This window comes from Streptomyces sp. NPDC049887 (genome assembly GCF_040656535.1).
Lineage (GTDB): Bacteria > Actinomycetota > Actinomycetes > Streptomycetales > Streptomycetaceae > Streptomyces.
In genome coordinates this window covers 77,805-95,242 of sequence record NZ_JBFAMM010000009.1, presented here as the reverse complement: position 1 = coordinate 95,242, position 17,438 = coordinate 77,805, and the positions used below count along the sequence as shown (strand labels likewise).

Annotated in this window: 20 protein-coding genes and 1 pseudogene; 13 read left to right on the top strand and 8 right to left on the bottom strand. The window is 72.7% G+C overall.

Annotated elements, in window-relative coordinates; all coding sequences use genetic code 11:
* Nucleotides 1-81: 81 nt before the first annotated feature.
* On the bottom strand, nt 82-489 hold the full coding sequence (locus AB0J10_RS13810) for a rodlin (RefSeq protein ID WP_363061132.1): 408 nt from the start codon (nt 487-489) through the stop codon (nt 82-84).
* A 201-nt stretch (nt 490-690) separates the two neighbouring features.
* Between AB0J10_RS13810 and AB0J10_RS13805 the strand changes: the two genes are divergently transcribed.
* The gene (locus AB0J10_RS13805; RefSeq protein ID WP_363061130.1) at nt 691-933 is read left to right on the top strand and encodes a hypothetical protein; all 243 of its coding nucleotides are present in this window, start codon (nt 691-693) and stop codon (nt 931-933) included.
* A 127-nt stretch (nt 934-1,060) separates the two neighbouring features.
* On the opposite strand, the gene AB0J10_RS13800 is transcribed toward AB0J10_RS13805, so the two are convergent.
* Nucleotides 1,061-1,471, bottom strand: a complete 411-nt coding sequence (locus tag AB0J10_RS13800) for a rodlin (RefSeq protein ID WP_363061128.1) — start codon at nt 1,469-1,471, stop codon at nt 1,061-1,063.
* A gap of 331 nt (nt 1,472-1,802) precedes the next feature.
* Between AB0J10_RS13800 and AB0J10_RS13795 the strand changes: the two genes are divergently transcribed.
* The 3 genes from AB0J10_RS13795 to AB0J10_RS13785 all read left to right on the top strand — a co-directional run bounded on the left by AB0J10_RS13795 (nt 1,803) and on the right by AB0J10_RS13785 (nt 3,547).
* A complete protein-coding gene (locus AB0J10_RS13795; RefSeq protein ID WP_363061126.1) occupies nt 1,803-2,213 on the top strand; it encodes a rodlin in 411 nt (136 codons plus the stop codon).
* Nucleotides 2,214-2,391: 178 nt separating this feature from the next.
* Nucleotides 2,392-2,625 carry a chaplin gene (locus AB0J10_RS13790; RefSeq protein ID WP_363061124.1) on the top strand — a complete coding sequence of 78 codons (234 nt, stop codon included), beginning with the start codon at nt 2,392-2,394 and terminating at the stop codon, nt 2,623-2,625.
* Between the two features lie 112 nt (nt 2,626-2,737).
* Complete coding sequence (locus tag AB0J10_RS13785; RefSeq protein WP_363061122.1) at nt 2,738-3,547, top strand: chaplin family protein; 810 nt, start codon at nt 2,738-2,740, stop codon at nt 3,545-3,547.
* 176 nt (nt 3,548-3,723) lie between these two features.
* Here the strand turns inward: AB0J10_RS13785 and AB0J10_RS13780 are convergent, their stop codons facing one another.
* Complete coding sequence (locus tag AB0J10_RS13780) at nt 3,724-4,821, bottom strand: glycosyltransferase family 4 protein (protein ID WP_363061378.1); 1,098 nt, start codon at nt 4,819-4,821, stop codon at nt 3,724-3,726.
* Between the two features lie 453 nt (nt 4,822-5,274).
* Here AB0J10_RS13780 and AB0J10_RS13775 point away from each other — a divergent pair, with 453 nt between their 5' ends.
* From AB0J10_RS13775 to AB0J10_RS13755, 5 genes are all read left to right on the top strand, one after another.
* A complete protein-coding gene (locus AB0J10_RS13775) occupies nt 5,275-5,514 on the top strand; it encodes a chaplin (protein WP_363061120.1) in 240 nt (79 codons plus the stop codon).
* Nucleotides 5,515-5,682: 168 nt separating this feature from the next.
* Complete coding sequence (locus tag AB0J10_RS13770; RefSeq protein ID WP_363061118.1) at nt 5,683-5,922, top strand: chaplin; 240 nt, start codon at nt 5,683-5,685, stop codon at nt 5,920-5,922.
* Between the two features lie 328 nt (nt 5,923-6,250).
* Entirely contained in the window at nt 6,251-6,538 is a 288-nt protein-coding gene (locus AB0J10_RS13765) for a hypothetical protein (RefSeq protein ID WP_363061116.1), read from the top strand.
* 211 nt (nt 6,539-6,749) lie between these two features.
* Nucleotides 6,750-7,253, top strand: coding sequence for a DUF5949 family protein (locus AB0J10_RS13760; protein WP_363061114.1), 504 nt, complete (start codon nt 6,750-6,752; stop codon nt 7,251-7,253).
* A 472-nt stretch (nt 7,254-7,725) separates the two neighbouring features.
* Nucleotides 7,726-8,271, top strand: a complete 546-nt coding sequence (locus AB0J10_RS13755; RefSeq protein ID WP_363061376.1) for a vitamin K epoxide reductase family protein — start codon at nt 7,726-7,728, stop codon at nt 8,269-8,271.
* Nucleotides 8,272-8,329: 58 nt separating this feature from the next.
* Here the strand turns inward: AB0J10_RS13755 and AB0J10_RS13750 are convergent, their stop codons facing one another.
* Complete coding sequence (locus AB0J10_RS13750; RefSeq protein ID WP_363061112.1) at nt 8,330-9,967, bottom strand: IclR family transcriptional regulator C-terminal domain-containing protein; 1,638 nt, start codon at nt 9,965-9,967, stop codon at nt 8,330-8,332.
* A gap of 172 nt (nt 9,968-10,139) precedes the next feature.
* Here AB0J10_RS13750 and AB0J10_RS13745 point away from each other — a divergent pair.
* Both AB0J10_RS13745 and AB0J10_RS13740 read left to right on the top strand, forming a co-directional pair.
* Nucleotides 10,140-10,268: pseudogene (locus AB0J10_RS13745) on the top strand (succinyl-CoA--3-ketoacid-CoA transferase); the annotation flags it as partial.
* Nucleotides 10,269-10,589: 321 nt separating this feature from the next.
* Complete coding sequence (locus AB0J10_RS13740) at nt 10,590-11,780, top strand: acetyl-CoA C-acyltransferase (protein ID WP_363061110.1); 1,191 nt, start codon at nt 10,590-10,592, stop codon at nt 11,778-11,780.
* 117 nt (nt 11,781-11,897) lie between these two features.
* Here AB0J10_RS13740 and AB0J10_RS13735 read toward each other — a convergent pair whose 3' ends face one another.
* The 4 genes from AB0J10_RS13735 to AB0J10_RS13720 form a co-directional block, all read right to left on the bottom strand.
* The gene (locus AB0J10_RS13735) at nt 11,898-13,181 is read right to left on the bottom strand and encodes a phosphoribosyltransferase (protein ID WP_363061108.1); all 1,284 of its coding nucleotides are present in this window, start codon (nt 13,179-13,181) and stop codon (nt 11,898-11,900) included.
* Between the two features lie 79 nt (nt 13,182-13,260).
* Nucleotides 13,261-14,382 carry a sulfite oxidase gene (locus AB0J10_RS13730; protein ID WP_363061106.1) on the bottom strand — a complete coding sequence of 374 codons (1,122 nt, stop codon included), beginning with the start codon at nt 14,380-14,382 and terminating at the stop codon, nt 13,261-13,263.
* A 58-nt stretch (nt 14,383-14,440) separates the two neighbouring features.
* Nucleotides 14,441-15,181 carry a hypothetical protein gene (locus AB0J10_RS13725; RefSeq protein ID WP_363061104.1) on the bottom strand — a complete coding sequence of 247 codons (741 nt, stop codon included), beginning with the start codon at nt 15,179-15,181 and terminating at the stop codon, nt 14,441-14,443.
* 293 nt (nt 15,182-15,474) lie between these two features.
* Nucleotides 15,475-15,876, bottom strand: a complete 402-nt coding sequence (locus AB0J10_RS13720) for a hypothetical protein (RefSeq protein WP_363061102.1) — start codon at nt 15,874-15,876, stop codon at nt 15,475-15,477.
* Nucleotides 15,877-16,101: 225 nt separating this feature from the next.
* Between AB0J10_RS13720 and AB0J10_RS13715 the strand changes: the two genes are divergently transcribed.
* Both AB0J10_RS13715 and AB0J10_RS13710 read left to right on the top strand, forming a co-directional pair.
* Entirely contained in the window at nt 16,102-16,515 is a 414-nt protein-coding gene (locus AB0J10_RS13715) for an STAS domain-containing protein (protein ID WP_363061100.1), read from the top strand.
* Nucleotides 16,516-16,814: 299 nt separating this feature from the next.
* Nucleotides 16,815-17,345, top strand: a complete 531-nt coding sequence (locus tag AB0J10_RS13710; protein WP_363061098.1) for a hypothetical protein — start codon at nt 16,815-16,817, stop codon at nt 17,343-17,345.
* Nucleotides 17,346-17,438 lie beyond the last annotated feature (93 nt).

Here is a 17,438-nt window from a genome sequence, read left to right as displayed (position 1 = left end):
GCGCCGGGGCCCGGCCGGGCGAGTCGCGAGAAGCGGTCCGCCGAGCCGGGCCTCTGGCCCTGAACCTTGGTGTGTACGGGATCAGTGGTTGTTGACGCCGTTGCCGGAGAGCACCGGGACGTCGTCCAGAACGTGCGACAGCGGCTCGTCGCCCTTGGCCTGGGTCGAGTTCTCGGCGCACTGCTGGTCCTGCGGGTTGGCCAGGACGTTGAGGTCCTGGACGCCGACCGGCACCAGACCGACGAGCGAACCGGCGTTGGCCTTGGCGGGCAGGCCCACGCACAGCTTGTTCAGCGAACCCTGAACGGCGCTGAGCTGCGGGCTCTGGGCGCCGTAGGTGGCCGAGTTGCCGTAGACCTGCGCGGCGTCGTTGCCGCTCAGCGACGTGGTGCCGCCGTCGTCGCCGATGGCCAGGGCCTGCGGGGCGGCGGTCAGCGCGGCTCCGGCCACGGACGCGGTCACGGCTGCTGCTGCCCACAGCTTCTTCATGGTGATTCCCTTCGGGGAGGTTCGCGATGTTCGGGGCGTCGGGACACGCACTCCACCGGTGAGTGATGTACGCGGTGATCAACACCGGCCTCCGCGCCCCGGTTGCGGCCTGTAACCCGATCGGCCCAGCGCGGAGGGCGCTGTTCGGGACGTTCGGTTCTTTCGCACCAACGAGCCCGGGCGGTACGGGATATTGGGGGCATGGCGGAGCACAAGGGCCGTTGGGAACGGCAGGGGCTGATTCCGGCGAGTCGCAGGGAACCGGAAAGCGCGAGGGAGCCGGTGGACCGGGTCGGGCCGGCGGCCCGACCGGTCGCGGACCGCTCGGTGGAGCCCATCTACGCGTCCCTCATGGCCAGTTGGTACGCCCAGGGAAGGACCGTCCCCGGCGTCCACGATCGCGAGTGGTCCGACCTCGCCTCCTGGTCCTGGCCCCGCTGGTGAGCGCCCGCCGTTCCCACGGGCGGTGCGGTATGGCGGCGCGGCGACACGGCCGGCGGGCGCCCACGCGAGCGGGCCGGGCCGCCGCGGAGCACCGCGAACGGCCCGGCCCGGCCGGCGTGGACGACGGTCAGCCGTTGCCCTGACCGTTGGCCGAGAGCACCGGGATGTCGGAGAGGATGTGCGACAGGGCCTCGTCGCCCTTGGCCTGGGTCGAGTTCTCCGTGCACTGCTGGGTCTGCGGGCTCGACAGGACGTTGAGGTCCTGGACGCCGACCGGCACCAGGCCGACGAGCGAACTGGCGTTCAGCTTGGCGGGCAGGCCCACGCAGGGCTTGTTCAGCGAACCCTGGACGAGCGCCATCTGCGGGCTCATGTTGCCGTACGTGGCGGAGTTGCCGAACACCTGAGATGCGCCGACGCCACTGGCCGACGTGGTGCCCGTGTCATTGCCGACGGCCAGGGCCTGCGGCGCCGCCGCGGCCGAGGCGCCGACGACCGACGCGGTGACGGCCGCAGCCGCCATAGCCTTCTTCAGCACGAGTTGATCCCTTTCCTGGGTTCAGGGTTCTTTGCGGTTCCGGTTCCCGGGGTTCTGAGAGGGGACTGAGGTGCCCGTTTCCCGGAGCCTCCTGACCAACTCGGACCAGCGGACTTGGTTCCTCCGCTTCACTCCAAAGGACGGTGCCCGTGGCCGCCGCCGTGCCGTTCGGCCAGGGGTTTTCCTTACCCGCCGACGGCCGAGGGGCGCGCGTCGCGAGCGACGCGCCATGAGGGCTGTTCGGGTGAAGCCCCGCAACCAAACGTCCTCCGCCCAGTTTGATTCGGTGCGCAGACGAGCTGGAGTGTTCCTGCAGAAAGGCAAGCAAGTGATGATCAAGAAGGTTATGGCTGCGGCTGCGGTCACGGCCTCCGTAATCGGTGCCTCGGCCGCCGCGGCCCCCCAGGCCCTGGCCATCGGCGACGACACCGGTACGACGTCCGCCAGTGGCGTCGGTGCCTCGCAGGTGTTCGGCAACTCGGCCACCTACGGTGCCCAGAGCCCGCAGCTCGCCCTGGTCCAGGGTTCGCTGAACAAGCCCTGTGTGGGGTTGCCCGCCAAGGCCAACGCCGGTTCGCTCGTCGGTCTGGTGCCGGTCGGCGTCCAGGACCTCAACGTCCTGGCCAACCCGCAGAACCAGCAGTGCGCCGAGAACTCGACCCAGGCCAAGGGCGACGAGGCCCTGTCGCACATCCTCTCCGACATCCCGGTGCTCTCCGGCAACGGCGAGGGCAACGGCTGAGCACCCGTTCCGGCCCGGTCGTCGGGTTCGGCCGTCCGGGCATTCGAGTGAATTGAGCGGAGGCCCGGACCGCAGAAGGGTTTCCTCGGTCGGCACGGCTCGTTGGCAGGGCGTCGTGGCATTGCCCGTGCTTTTCCACGGCACTCACCCCGACCGCCGAACAGAAGGAAAATCCGATATGAAGTTCAGAAGGACCACGACGGTGCTGGCGGGAATTGTGATGGCCATGGGAATGGCTTCGCCCGCGCTCGCGGACTCCGGTGCGACCGGTGTCGCGGCCGGCTCGCCGGGAGTGCTCTCCGGGAACGTCGTCCAGATTCCGGTACACGTTCCGGTGAATGCCTGCGGCAACTCCGTCAATCTCATTGCCGTGCTGAACCCTGCGTTCGGCAACCTCTGTGTGAACGACTGACATCCAGTCCTCGCATACAGCCCTGAAGGGTCGTTTTCCGTCGGTCCTGGGGCGTGCCCTGCGGCACCGCCCCGGGATCGGCTCGCGAAGCGAAAGCGGGAAGAACAACAACATGCGACAGGTCATCAGCAAGGGAATTCTGACGGCCGCGGCGGCCACCGGGATTCTGTCCTTGACCAGTGTGTACGCCAGCGCCGACTCCCAGGCCGACGCCGAGGCCGCGAACTCGCCCGGCGTACTGTCGGGCAACAACGTCCAGGCCCCCGTGCACGTACCGGTCAACGTCTGCGGCAATTCCCTGAACGTGGTCGGGGTCCTCAACCCCGCGTTCGGCAACGCCTGCGTCAACGCCTCCGACGAGGGCGCGGCCGGATCCGGGGGCGCGTCCGCGGAGGGTGCCGCTGTGGGCTCCCCGGGCGTCGCCTCCGGCAACAACGTCCAGGTGCCGGTGGACGTCCCGGTCAACGCCTGTGGGAACACCATCGACGTCATCGGCGCCCTGAACCCGGCCGGCGGCAACAACTGCGGCAACGGCACGGCCGAGACGCCGCTGACGCCGGAGACCCCGGTCACGCCGGAGACGCCGGAGATCCCCGAGATCCCCGAGGTCCCCGAGACCCCGGTCACGCCGGAGACACCGGAGACCCCGGTCACGCCTGAGACGCCGGAGTCGCCCGAGACGCCGGAGATCCCGGTCACCCCCGAGATCCCGGAGGTGCCTGAGGTTCCCGAGGTGCCCGAGGTCCTGGTCCCCGTGGTGGACACCCCGGTCGACGACCGGGTCGTCGACTCCTCGACGACGGAGCAGCTCGCCCAGACCGGCGGCAACGCCGGCACGCTGGCGGCCGGTGCCGCCGCGGTCGGCCTGCTGGCCGGCGGCGCCCTGCTGTACCGCCGCGGGACGGCCGCCGCGCGTCGCTGAACGCCCGCGCTCCCCGTGTGAACCCGGCCGGGAGAGTCCCTCATCGGACTCTCCCGGCCGTGGCTCTTCCTGGCGGACCCGTCCGGCGGGCGACGGGTCGGGGCGGGCCTTCGCCCGGGTGACCGCGCCCGAGCACGACGGCCGCGCCGACGGGCCGGCGTGCTCGGGCGCGGTCGTCAGTCCCCGGTCGCGCCGCCGATCGCGGGCCGGGCGGCCGACACCTCGCGGTAGACGTTCGCGATCGCGGAGGCGCTGTGCCGCACGTCGTGCGCGGCGAGGACGTGCTGGCGGCCCTGGCGGCCGAGCGTCCTGCGCAGCGGGCCGTTGAGCAGCAGGTCGCCCACGGCAGTGGCCAGGGCGTACGGATCCTGCGGGGGCGTCGTGCAGAACAGCGCGTGCCCCGGGGGCAGGCTCTCCCGCGTTCCCGCGACATCCGTGACCACCACCGGCCGGCCGCAGGCCATCGCCTCCAGGGGCGTCAGCGCCATGCTCTCCCAGCGGGACGGGACGACGACCAGATCGGCCGCCCGGTACCAGGGAGCGGAGTCCGGCTGGTCGCCCGCGAACCGGACGGACGCCGGGGCCGACGCGTGCAGCGCGTCGGCCCCTGGGCCGTCCCCGACCAGCACGAGGCGGGCGTTCGGCAGTCTGCGCAGGACCTGCTCCCATGCCGCCAGCAGCACGTCCTGCCCCTTCTGCCGGCACAGCCGTCCCACGCACACCACGAGCGGAGCGGACGCGGGCAGGTCGGCCACCAGCGGCGGAAGGTCCCGCCGCGCTCCGTCCGCGGCGGGCCGGAAGCGCTCGGTGTCGACGCCGTTGGGGACGACGGTCCACAGCGCCTCGACACCGGCCGCCGCGCCCTTGCGCCGCTCCGTCTCGCTGACGCAGACGATCCGGTCCGCCCAGCGAGCCCCGTAGCGTTCCCAGTGGCGGGCCGGTCCGGCCAGGACGCCGCCGGCCGGACCGAACGACCAGACGTGCGGCTGGAAGACGGTGGGGATCCGGCCGCGCAGCGCGAGCCGGACGGCGAGCCCGGCCTTGGGCCCGTGCGCGTGCACGAGCCGCGGGCCCGCGGCGGCGACGATCCTGGAGAGTTGTCCCACCTCGCGGGGCAGCAGCGGGCCGGCCCTCTTCCCGGCACGCCAACGGTGGACACCGGCGCCGAGCGCGAGCGCGGCGTCCGCGAGCATGCCCCCGCCCGGGCAGGCCACCGCCACCGGGGTTCCTCCGCGGACCTGATGGGCCACCAGGTCCAGGACGACCCGGGCCATCCCGCCGTCGGCCTGCTGGACGACGTGGAGCACGACCGTCCGGCCCGCACGCGGGGCCGCGCCCGGGCCTGACGGCGGGCGCTGGACGGTGCGCCGGACCGGGTCGGGGCCCTCTCCGGGCGGAAGAGCCGGCGGGAATTCCGGTGCGCGGGGCATTGGAAAGTGATCCGGCTGCTGCCGGGACTCAGCATGCTGCGCGGATCGTCGATTCCGGTTCATATCCAAGGCTATTCACATGAGCGGGCCGGTGGGGGGCGGCTTCGTGCGCTCTTCGCGGAGCCGGCGCGAGAGGTGACTCTAGCCCTATTTCTTTCCGGCGCCGGACCGCTCTTTCCCGTCCGGGCCGGGGTGCCGGAGTGCGGATTAATCCTTTTGGCGTTCCTCCGTGTCCGGACTTCGGGTGCCCTCGTTGTTGCTTGCGCCGCATCACAAACCCCCCGGAAGGAAGAAATAATGAAGCGAATCGCGAAGTCGGTCGTGTTTGCGGGCACGGGCGTCGCCCTGATCATGGGCGGTGCGGGCATGGCCGTCGCGGACAGCGGCGCGGCCGGTGCCGCCGAGGGCTCGCCCGGCGTCGCGTCCGGCAACGTGGGCCAGGTTCCGGTCCACGTCCCGGTGGGCGTCTGCGGCAACACCGTCGACGTCGTCGGTCTGCTGAACCCGTCCTTCGGCAACGTCTGCGCCAACGACTGACGCGTGCGGGCGTCCGGCGGCGCAGGCCGCCGGACGCCCACCACCCTGTGGGCCGACCGGTTGTTCACTCCTTCGGCCGCACAACCTGGCAGACCTCGCTGCCGTTGAACCATCGGACCGGGCAGTCACGCACGGCCACTGAACATTTTGACCAAGGAGTGCTTCTCCATGTCGCGTACCGCGAAGGCTTTCGTCCTGTCCACCCTCGCCGCCGCCGCTGTTGCGGGCTCCACCGGCATTGCCGCCGCCGACAGCGGCGCGGAGGCCGCAGCGGCGAACTCGCCCGGCGTGCTCTCCGGCAACGTGGGCCAGGTTCCGGTCCACGTCCCGGTCAACGCCTGCGGCAACACCGCCGACGTCGTCGGTCTGCTGAACCCGTCCTTCGGCAACGCCTGCGTCAACGACTGATCGCCTGCACGGGCGCCTCGGGCCGCCCTTCCCGCCACGGCGGGAGGGGCGGCCTTCTCGTGCCGAGCACGCTCCCGGAACCCGGACCGGCCGCCTTTCCCGCCCGTGACCGGCGAGAGGGGTCCGATAGGAACATCCGAACGGGGAGCTTCATTCGGGTGGGCCGGGAGAATCCCCGGTTCTCGGGGTTTCCGGCCCGGGTGACGGATCGTTACAGAACACGTAACAGCACAGAACAGCACGACAGGGCATGCCGGGCATCCGCAATGTGCCCGAAGCCTCCGCCACTTGTGCGCGCGACACGCGTCGCCGAAGGAGAGATTCACTGATGAAGCCCATGAAGGTCGCTGCGGTCGTCGCCGGTTCGCTGGTCGCCGCGGGTGCCTCGGCCCCGGCTTTCGCCGCTTCCGAGCTCGCTCCGACCAGTCTGAACGGCGCCCTGGGTACCGTCGCGGGGGAGACCGCGGGCGCCGTGGAGCCACTCACGAACAGGACGCTGGACACGGAGCGGGACGGTTCGCTGCTGAACACGGTCCAGGGCACCGCCGACGACCTGAACAGGAGCAAGGCGGCCGCCCCGCAGCAGCTCCTCGGCGGGCTTCCCCTGGGCGCCTGAGCGTCGTCCCCGGCGCGGTCCCGGACGGCCCGGCGGAAGTCTTCCGCCGGGCCTCCCCGCGTCCGGGGCCCGCCGTCGCCGGTCCGCCGGGGTGGCGGGGCTGCGCACGGATGAGCGAGCGCGACCCCTTCGGGCTAATCGGCCGGTGGGCTCCCCCGCGCGTGTGACAAGGGTGCCCGGAGGGTTCCGGTAAGTCGCTATGGTCCCGAACGTGACCTCAACCCGCGGCGCGCTACGCGCTTTCCGCCCGGCCCGACTGGGCACCCTCGTCGTCCTCGCCTGGAGCGGGGAGCACCCCGACGACGAGCGCGACATGCCCTTCCTGCTGGCCTACGCACTCGGGGACGGCGACGGCGGACCGGAGGGGGCCGAGGCCGCGGCCCGGCAGCTGCTCGACGACGTGGGACTGCCGGTCGGGGGCGAGTTCGTGGACGCCGCCGAGTCCGCCGGACTTCCCGTCACACTGCTGGTGGAGGCCGGCCAGGCGGTGCTGACGATGCCTCATCTCACCGCGCAGTGCACGGTGCCGCAGGAGTGGCTGGCCGCGGTACGGGACCGTGGGCACGTGTACTTCATCTTCGCGACGCGGCCCTGGCCGGAGGCCGCGCCGGGGGTTCCGGTCCCGGAGGGCGTGCTGCGGGAGTTCGTCGGCGACGAGGCCGTGCTGTCGACGGCGGCGCACTGTCTGCTGCCGGTCCGTCAGCTGCGTGGCTGAGCCGTCACCGGGCGGCAAGAGGCCCGGCTGACGGCGGTAGGACCGCCGGCCGGGCCTGGTTCACACCTTGCTGGTCAGAGCTGCCGGACACCGCTCGCCGGGCGGGAGGGCGCGCTGTGCGCGTCCGCCCGGGCTGTCCCGGCGAGCCTGAATCGTATTCCGGTGCACCCGGCGGCGGCCGCCGCCGGGTGAGGAAGCGTCAGCTTCACGGTGGCCTCCTGTCAGAGGGGTTGCGGACACCCGCGACGTTAGTCCGGATCTGACGATCCGTCGTGTCGAGCGGGGCGGCGGTTACTGCGTGTGCGCATCGGCCCAGGTGACGGAGGGCCGGGGAATCGGCCGGACGGATCCGGCCGGAGAGGGAGTCTGGAGAGACATGGGGACACGAGCCAGAACGCGCGTCGCGCGTCCCGTGACGGCACCGGTCGACGCCCCCGCGGCCGGGGTGGGCGCGAGCCGGGGCTTCGCCCTGATGCTCGTGGTCACGGGCGCGGCGGGGCTGCTCGCCTCCTGGGCCATCACGCTCGACAAGTTCCGGCTGCTGGAGGACCCGGGCTTCACCCCTGGGTGCAGCCTCAACCCCGTCGTGTCGTGCGGCAGCATCATGAAGAGCGAGCAGGCGGCCGCCTTCGGCTTCCCCAACCCGATGCTGGGGCTCGTCTCGTACGCGGTGGTGATCGGCGTCGGGGCGGGGCTGCTGGCGGGAGCCCGCTACCGGCGCTGGTTCTGGCTGGCCCTCAACGGGGGAGCGCTCCTCGGGGTCGCCTTCTGCACCTGGCTTCAGTTCCAGTCGCTGTACCGGATCGGCGCCCTCTGCCTGTGGTGCTGTCTCGCATGGGTAGCCACGATCGTCCTGTTCTGCAGGGTGACGCGGCACACCGTCGGGTACCGGATGCTGCCGGCGCCGGCCGGGCTGCGGGACATGCTGCGGGAGTTCGGCTGGCTGGCGCCGGTCGCGTGGACGGGGACCATCGGCATGCTGGTGCTCACTCGCTGGTGGGACTTCTGGACGGGCTGAGTCCCCGGGGCCGGGGTCCGGCCGGGCTGAGTCCCCCGGGGCCGGGGGCCGGCCGGGGTCAGACCTCGGGGACGCGGGCGAATCGGCCCGCGATGCGGAGGTCGGACTCGATCGCGGCGGCCGTGGCGCGGAGAGGGGGGAGGACCTCGGTGAGGCACTCGCCGGTCGTGCGGCGGGCGGTGTGCATGGCGACGTTCAGCGCGGCGACGGTGCGGCCCGCGTGGTCGCGCACAGGGACGGCCAGCGAACGGAGTCCCTCCTCCAGTTCCTCGTCGACCAGTGCGAACCCCTCGTCGTGGACGTGGTCGAGGAGCCCGAGCAGGCGCGCCGGTTCGGTGACGGTACGTGAGGTGAGCGGGCGCAGCGCGGTGCGGGCGAGACGGTCCGCACGTTCCCCGGCGGGGAGCCCGGCCAGCAGGACCCGCCCCATGGAGGCGGCGTACGCGGGGAGGCGGGTGCCGACGGTGATGTCGACACTCGTGATCCGCTCGGTGGCGACGCGCGCGGTGTAGCGGATGTCGTCCCCGTCGAGGACCGCGAGGGACGCGGAGTCGTTCACCCGGCGCACCAGTTCGGCCATGTGCGGGAGGGCGATGTCGGGGAGCGTCGTCCGGGACAGCGCGGGGCGGCCGAGGGACAGCACGCGCGGAGTGAGCCGGAACACGCGGTCCCCGGACCTGACGTAGCCGAGGTGTTCCAGGGTGATGAGCGCACGGCGGGCGGTGGCCCGGGCCAGGCCGGTGGCCTCGGCGATCGCGGTGAGGGACAGTTCCGGGCGGCCCTCCCCGAAAGCGGTGATCACGGTGAGTCCCCTGGCCAGCGACTCCACGAACTCCGCGCCGAGTTCCTGCTTGGAGGCCGTGGTCCAGTGGGCGAGGCCGTTCGGCGCGGGTGCCCCCGCGGCCGGGCGGTCCCGCCGCAGCTCCTCCTCCATCGCGGCTACGGTCTCCCGCACCGCCGGCAGCACGGTGCGGCCGAGCGAGTCCGCGGTGTGCCGGCTGGTGTGGCCGACCACGCTCACCGCGCAGACGACGGAGCCCTCGCGGTCGTGCACGGGCAGGGCGACGGCTACCAGTCCCGGCTCGATGAGCTGGTCGTCCACGGCCCAGCCGGCCGCGCCGGAGCGTGCCGCCCTTCGCCGGAACGCCTCCTCCCCGCCCGTGGACCTCCCGGCCGCACCGGGCGTGCCTCGGTCCTCGGCCCCGGGGATCTCACCGCTTCGCGCCGTCCATGTGCCGTCCGTCCATCCGGCCGCGAACACCGCGCCCGCGGCGGTGCGTTCGTACGGCAGCAGGTCGCCGATGCGGAAGGTGGGCGACATGGCCCGCCGCCGGGTGGTCTGGTGGACGAAGCGGACGCCGTCGCGGTCGGGGACGGCGAGCGAGACGGGCTCGTCCAACTCGTCGGCGAGGCGCTCGGCGAGCGGGCCGAGCCGGCGCGGCAGGGACAGCGCGGCGAGGTAGGAGTTGCCCAGTTCCATGAGCCGTGGAGCGAGCCGGACCTCGTGGGCCCGGAGGCGTACGTACCCCATCCGCGCCAGCGTCGCCGCGATGCGGTCGGCGGTCGAGCGGGCCAGTCCCGTGGAGCGCGCGAGGTCGCTGAGGTCCATCCGGCCGCCCGCGTCGCTGAGTGCGCGCAGCACGGAGATACCGCGCATCAGCGGAGCCACGGCCTCTGCGGGTGGATCGGCTGGCATCGGTTCTCCGGGGCGTTGACATGTGTGCCGGGTGCACGCAGACTCATGGCGAGCCATGGATGAACTGTAGTTCACCTGGCGAACGGATCGAGTGGAAGTCTCCATGGACAGAGTCGGGCGGCCCGCCGCCGAGGGCGTGGGCGACGTCGCGGGCCATGCGCCGCTCGCCGTCGGCGGCGTCGCCCACGCGTCTCCGCCCAAGGCGGTCCGAGCCCGTGACGGCCGCGACCACGTCCTCGAGCACGGCACCACCACCACCGGGTTCGCCCTGGTGCGGGCCGTCCGCGGGGACCGCCGCGGCGCCGCGGTGCCGGGAGCCGTGCAGGTCCCCGGGCGGGGGGACCTCGCCGACCGGGCCGTACCCGGAAGAATGGCGGGGGCACGGGAGGCGCCATGGGCCCCGTTCACGGGGCCCGCCGGGTCGTCGTCACCGACCGCACCGCCCGGGACGGCTCCCCGAGACCCGTCCGGACCCGCACGCTCCCCCTCACGGGCCGGGCGTGCGTGCACCGGGTCGTCACCGACCACGGGTGCCGGACACCACCGCCGCCGGGCCCGCCCCTCGTCGACACCGCCCCGGGGCCCCCGACGAGGTACGAGACAGGACAGGAGCTGAGCCGTCATGACCGACCGCCTCCGTGACGTCTACGTCGTGGACGCCGTCCGCACCCCCATCGGCAAGTACGGCGGCGCCCTCGCCGGAGTGCGGCCCGACGACCTGGCCGCCGGGGTGCTCGGCGCCCTCGTCTCCCGCACGCCCGAGCTCGACCCGGCCCGGATCGACGACGTCTTCTTCGGCGACGCCAACGGCGCCGGCGAGGACAACCGGGACGTGGCGCGGATGGCCGTGCTGCTCGCCGGCCTGCCGGTCACCGTGCCCGGCACGACCGTGAACCGGCTGTGCGGTTCCGGCATGGAGGCCGTCATCCAGGCCGCGCGCGCCATCGCCGTCGGCGACGCGTCCATCGCCGTCGCGGGCGGCGTCGAGTCCATGAGCCGCGCGCCCTGGGTGCTGCAGAAGCCCGAACGCGGCTTCCCCGCCGCCCACCAGCAGCTGCACTCGACCACGCTGGGCTGGCGCATGGTCAATCCGCGGATGCCGCAGGAGTGGACGGTGGGCCTGGGCGAGGGCGCAGAGCTGCTGGCCGACCGGTACGGCATCGGTCGCGAGGAACAGGACGCGTTCGCCCTGGCCAGTCATCGCAACGCGGCCCGTGCCTGGGCCGACGGGCTGTACGACGGCGAGGTGGTCCCCGTCGACGGGGTGGAGCTGACCCGGGACGAGTGCATCCGCGACACCACCTCCACCGAGGCCCTGGCCGCGCTGAAGCCGGTATTCCGCAAGGGCGGCACCGTCACCGCGGGCAACTCCTCGCCGCTCAACGACGGCGCCGCCGCGCTGCTGCTCGTGGACGAGGACGGGCTGCGCGCCACCGGCCGGGAGCCGCTCGCCCGCGTCGGAGCCTCGGCCGTCACCGGTATCGAGCCGCAGTACTTCGGCGCGGGCCCGGTCGAGGCCGCCCGGCGTGCGTTGAAGAAGGCCGGCCGCGAGTTCGGCGAGCTGCGCACGGTGGAGCTCAACGAGGCGTTCGCAGCCCAGGCGCTGGCCTGCCTGCGCCAGTGGCCTGACCTCGATGCGGCCCGCGTCAACCCGCGCGGCGGTGCCATCGCCATCGGCCACCCGCTCGGCGCCTCCGGGGCCCGGCTCACCGGGGCCGTCGCGCACCAGCTCGCGGCCGCGGGCTCGGGCACGGGCCTCGCGACGCTGTGCATCGGTGTCGGGCAGGGGCTGGCCCTGGTCCTGGAGAGGTGAGGCGGCGGGACCGGGGACAGGCGCGGGGGTGCCGGCCGGGAGCGGCTCACGGCGGAGAACGCGGTGGCGCACGGCAGCGGCGAAGAACGGGGAGCCGGGCAACGGGCGATCGCGGCCCTACGGCTCCCGCGGGGTCATGTGCAGCGTGAACCAGTCGCGGGCCAGATCGGCCACCTCGTCGAGCGCCCCCGGCTCCTCGAAGAGATGCGTCGCACCCGGGACGACCACCAGACGGCACTCGCAGCGCAGCTCCGACTGCGCCTGGCGGTTGAGGTCGAGGACCGTCGTGTCACGGCCCCCGACGATCAGCAGCGTCGGGGCGCGCACCCCCGGCAGCCATGACCCGGCCAGGTCGGGACGGCCACCGCGCGAGACGACGGCACCGACCTCGGGACCCGCACTCGACGCAGCCCGGAGCGCCGCGGCGGCACCGGTCGACGCACCGAAGTAGCCGATGGGGACGGGGGTGCGGGTGCGCAGCCACGCGGTGGCCCCCGAGAGCCGCTCGGCCAGCACCTCGATGTCGAAGACGTTCCTGCGGTCGGCCGCCTCCGGCTCGGTGAGCAGGTCGAACAGCAGGGTGCCGAGACCGGCGGCGTTCAGGGCCGCCGCCACGGTCCGGTTGCGCGGGCTGTGCCGGCTGCTCCCGGAGCCGTGGGCGAACATCACCACCGCGGCGGCGTCCTCCGGCAGGGCGAGTTCACCGGCGAGCCGGACCCCGCCCGCCGCCACCTCGACGTCCTCGGGCTCGGCGGGTCGCGGCGGGTCGGCGGCCGACTGCGCCAGCAGCGCGACGACCTCCTCGTCCGGGGTCTGCGAGAAGTCCTGGTACCACTCACCCACTGCCGAGAACGCCTTCGGTGTCGACAGGCACACCACCTCGTCCGCCTCGGTGCGCAGCCAGGACACCGCGTCCGGCGGCGCGACGGGGGCGGCGAGCACCACCCGGGCCGCTCCCTGCGCGCGCACGACCTCGCAGGCCGCGGCGGCCGTGGCCCCGGTCGCGATACCGTCGTCCACGACGATCACGGTCCGGCCCTTGATGTCGACGCGCGGCCGGTCTGCCCTGAACCGCTCGGCCTGCCGGGTCAGTTCGGCGGCCTCGGCCCGTTCCACCGACGCGACGTCCTTCTCGGACACATGGCCCCGGCGGACGATGTCGTCGCTGATGACCCTGACTCCGCCCTCGCCGATGGCGCCGAACCCCAGCTCCCGGTGGTAGGGCACGCCCAGCTTGCGTACGACGATCACGTCCAGCGGTGCGCCCAGTGCCCTTGCCACCTGGTAGGCCACCGGCACCCCGCCCCTCGGCAGCCCGAGGACGACGGGATCGGCCTCCCGCAGATGCCCGAGTGCCCCGGCGAGGCGCTGCCCCGCGTCGACGCGATCGGTGAACAGCACTGTGGCTCACCCCCAACAGGGGTTCTCCTTCGAACCAACCCCATGGGGGGCCGCTTCGCAAGTCGGGCCGGGGCGCGCCTCAGACGCCCTCCGGCAGGCACACGACGGGGATGCGCTGCACCAGGTTGTTCCCGAAGCCGCCGCGGTTCCACGGCTGGACGAGGGGCTGGGTGCGGCCGTCGGCGTCGGTGGCGCGGCTGACGAGCACATGGCTGCCGGGGGTGGCCGTCCAGGCGGTGTGCCAGTGCCGCCAGGCCCAGGTGCCGCCCTCCGGCACGTCGAGCGCCGCGTCGTGCCAGCTCCGCCCGTCGTCGCTGCTGACCTCCACCCGTTCGACCGGGGCGTGGCCGGACCAGGCGCGGCCCTCCAGCCCGGTACGGCCGGGGCGCAGCACCCGGGTGCGGGACATGAAGTCGGGGAAGCCCGGCGGGATCATCAGGGCGCGCGGGGCGATGCGGGTGACCGGCTCGCCGGGCTCGTCCGCGGACTGCCGGTAGCGGTACGCGACGGACTGCTGGAAGCCGGTGAAGGGGGTGTCGGTCAGGTTGATGTCGCACAGCCACTTCACCTGGGCCATGCCGTACCAGCCGGGGACGACGAGCCGCACGGGGTGGCCGTGCTGCGGCGGCAGCGGACCGCCGTTCATCGCGTAGGCGACCAGGACCTCCGGGTCGTCGCCCATGGCCACGCGCAGCGGCAGGCTGCGGCGGTAGTCCTGTTCGACCCCGCGCTCCACGCCGTGGTCGGCGCCGGTGAACACCGCCTCGACGGCACCGGGCTCCACTCGGGCCTCCCGCAGCAGTGTGCGCAGCGGTACGCCCGTCCACTCCGCGGTGCCCACCGCCTCCACCAGCCACGGCTGGCTCACCGGCCGGGGGGTGAGCCGGGCCCGCCCGTTCCCCGCGCACTCCATGGTGACGCGCAGCGTGACGGACGGGTACGACCTGAGGTCCGCGAGGTCCAGCCGCAGGGGTGTCCGCACCAGCCCGCCGACGCCGATCCGCCAGTCGGCGGCCTCGGCAGCGGGGATGTCGTAGTGGACGAGGACGTAGTGGAGTCCCGGGGGCGTCAGCCCGTACCGGAGTGCCTCCAGCGGCATTCCGTGGTTGCGGGCGGCGAGGGCCAGCTCCTCAGGGCTGACCCCCTCGCCGGGTCCGGCGACCCGCCCGGGAGGGCTGACGGCCGCGAGGTCGCGGTCCATGCCTCCATCGTGCGCCGCCCGTCGCCGGGCGGCAGCACACGCGAGCGGCAGTAGGCGCTCAGGACCAGGAGGCGCTGGAGAACAGTCCGCCCAGTCCGAACGATCCGGTGTCGGAGAACTCCATCGGCTCCTCGTGCCGCCGGTGCCGGCCCGAGTACTCCCTCGATCCGGTCGCGTACTCCCTCGAACCGTTCGCGTAGTCCCTCGACGGGACCGAATGGTCCCGTGAGCCAGTGGCCCAGTCCCGTGGCGCGACCTGGTCGGCTTTCACGAGCTGGCCGTCCGCCGCGAGGGTCTGTACGCGCTGGAGAACCGTTCGCAGCTCCAGACCGAGTTCGTTCGCGACGACCTGGAGATCCAGCCCGGAGTGCCAGCTCCACACCAGAACGGAATCCATCGAGGGAGACCAGACGGGACTTGCGGGCTGCGTGGACGGAACGGGCTGGACGGGCGGGACGGGCTCGGTCCAGATCTGTTCCTCGACCACCGGTACCGAATAGGTACCGGTCTGCTGGGACGGCTGTGCGGTGGTGTACGGGGACACGGGCGGAACCGAGACCGGCACCGCGGCCGGCTCCGCCCGGGGAAAAGACGCCGTGGTCTCCCCGGCCGTCTGCACGGGTTCCCCGACCGTATCGGCGGACTGATCCGACATTCGTGTCAGTAGATTTGCCGCGACGGTACGCGCGCCTTCCCGGCCGACGGTCCTGCGGGCAACCCTGACCTCGCGTTCCGGCAAGCCCATCATGCCGGCGACGGTGCCGTCGTCGCCGACGACCACCGCGAATGCGGCCAGCATCCTCGTACGGTCGGCCTGAGCCTCGTCGAGTGCGCTCTGGGCCAGCCGCACCCGGTCGTCGCTGGTGCAGAAGGCATTCGCAAGGACTGTATTTCTTTCCCACAACTCTCGCGGTTCCACATACGCACAAACGCTTCGCCCGGGTCCTGGACTCGCACTCGCCCGAGAATTCACACGATGAGCTCCAATGGCTCAAGTTTTCACGGTTCACGGTCGTAGCCACGAGGACGGACGGTGCCGGTTCGGCGGGGCGGAGCCGGGCCGGTCGGTCCGGGGGACCTGCGGGACGGCCCTCAGCGAGGCCCCGGGAGGTGCGCGACCGCGCCCGGCGCGGCCGGGTGGCCGGCGCCCCCGGCGGTCAGCCGCGCCTCCGCGTCGGGCAGGAGCGGCAGCGGATCCCGCTCCAGTCGGAGCATGCGGAGCGTCCGCCGGGTGTCCTCCTCGAACGCGCGGAGGGAGACGAGCCGGTCCCACTGCGGATCGTGAGCGCCCGGCAGCATCGCCCCGCGCGCCCGCCACTCGGACACCAGTTGCCCGTACACCGGTGTCAGGGCGAGTTCGCCCAGGCCGCGGTGACGGGGGCCGGACCGCTCGGAGCCGGGACGGCGCTCCCACGCCAGGACTCCGGCGTGGGGGGCCGGTGGGGCCAGTGGGTCCGAGGACCCGGGGGGCGGCGAAGCGCTGGAAGAATTCATCGATGACAAAACGATTTCCCGCGCCGATGGACACGTCGGTGCCCGGGGCGCGGCATCGCCGGGATGCCGGCGATGCCGGTTGATACGGAAAACAGATCTCCGTCGCGGTCCGACGGAACCGGCCGCCGTCACCCGTATGGATCGTTCCCCGGGTGCAGTTCCCGGCACTTTTGCGGTAGTTGTAGAGCGGCATTCGGGCGGCACACCGCGAAGGGGTACAGCAGCATGACAGTCGCAGCGTCGGTCGCGGTGCATTCGGATACCGCGGACCCTGGCCCCTGCGGCACTCCCGGGCGGCGAAACGACCCACCGGCCATCTCCTACTGCCGGACCATCGACCGCACGCTGGTCATCGCCCTCCGGGGAGTGGTCGATCGCGAGAGCGTCTACCCCCTGCGGCTGATGCTGACCGTCGCCGTGAAGTCCGGGTACTCGCGGCTCGTGGTCGACTGCGCGGAAATCACCGAGTGCGACAACGAGTTGCTGGATCTCCTTCTTTCCTGGAAGCGCCACGAGCGGAACATCGTCCTGGTCCACCCGTCCTCCCCGGTACGCGATCTGATTGCCGCCGAGATTTCCCGTCGGCTCTTTCTCTGCGCCCTCTCGGTCAAGCACGCACTGGATCTGATGGAGTGCTGAAGGCGGGCCCGGCCGAATGGCCGGCCGGTCCTGTGCAAGGTGAAAGTTCTTCGCTCCCCGGCCCCAGGCGGGCGCGCGGAACGTGAGAGGTCCGAAATGAGTACGGGGCTGCCGGGTTTCGCAGCCGCACGGGTGATTGCATCCACGACACGTGCCGATCCGCAATTCTTCGGTCGCGGAGAGTGAAGACTATGGCCCGTGACCACGCACTGCGTGACGCTCAGGCGGACGAAGCGCACTGCCGAGTGCGTGCACGCCGGTGGTTCGGTCACTCCAAGTTCCGCGAGGAAGGTTCTCTGGTGAGCCGTACAATCCGCAGTTCCCGCACGAAGACCGCCATGCTGGTCTCGGCCGGCACCGTCGCCGCCCTGCTCAGCGTCGTCCCGAGCACCGCTGCCGTGGCCGACACGCTGCCCTCCGGGCAGAGCGTCGCGATGCCGGGCTCAGGCGCCCTGGTGATGAGCTTCGACGACGACCGCCGTGGTGAGCGCGGCGAGCGTGGCGAGCGTGGCGAGCGTGGCCCGCAGGGTCCGCAGGGCCCTCCCGGGCCGGCCGGCCCCGAGGGTGAGCTCGACACCTACGTCGTGACCGGCCTGGTCGCGACCAGCGACATCGCCGGCACGGACGTCGAGTCGACGGCCCTCTGCCTCGGCAACGACATCGCCATCGGCGGTGGCTTCGACACCAGCGACCTCGCCTCGATCGAGGTCGAGGACAGCGCGCCGGTGTTCGTCGGCACGGGCCCCGCCACCGGATGGAGGGCGTCCGCGGAGGTCGTCGTCGCAGGCGGCACGATCACCGCCTTCGCGGTCTGCCACGACGTGGAGTAGTCCCGAGTGACGCGGTGAGGCACCGGATGCACGCCCCACCCGCGCACGACGACGGTGCCCCGGAGCTTCGGCTCCGGGGCACCGTCGTTCCCT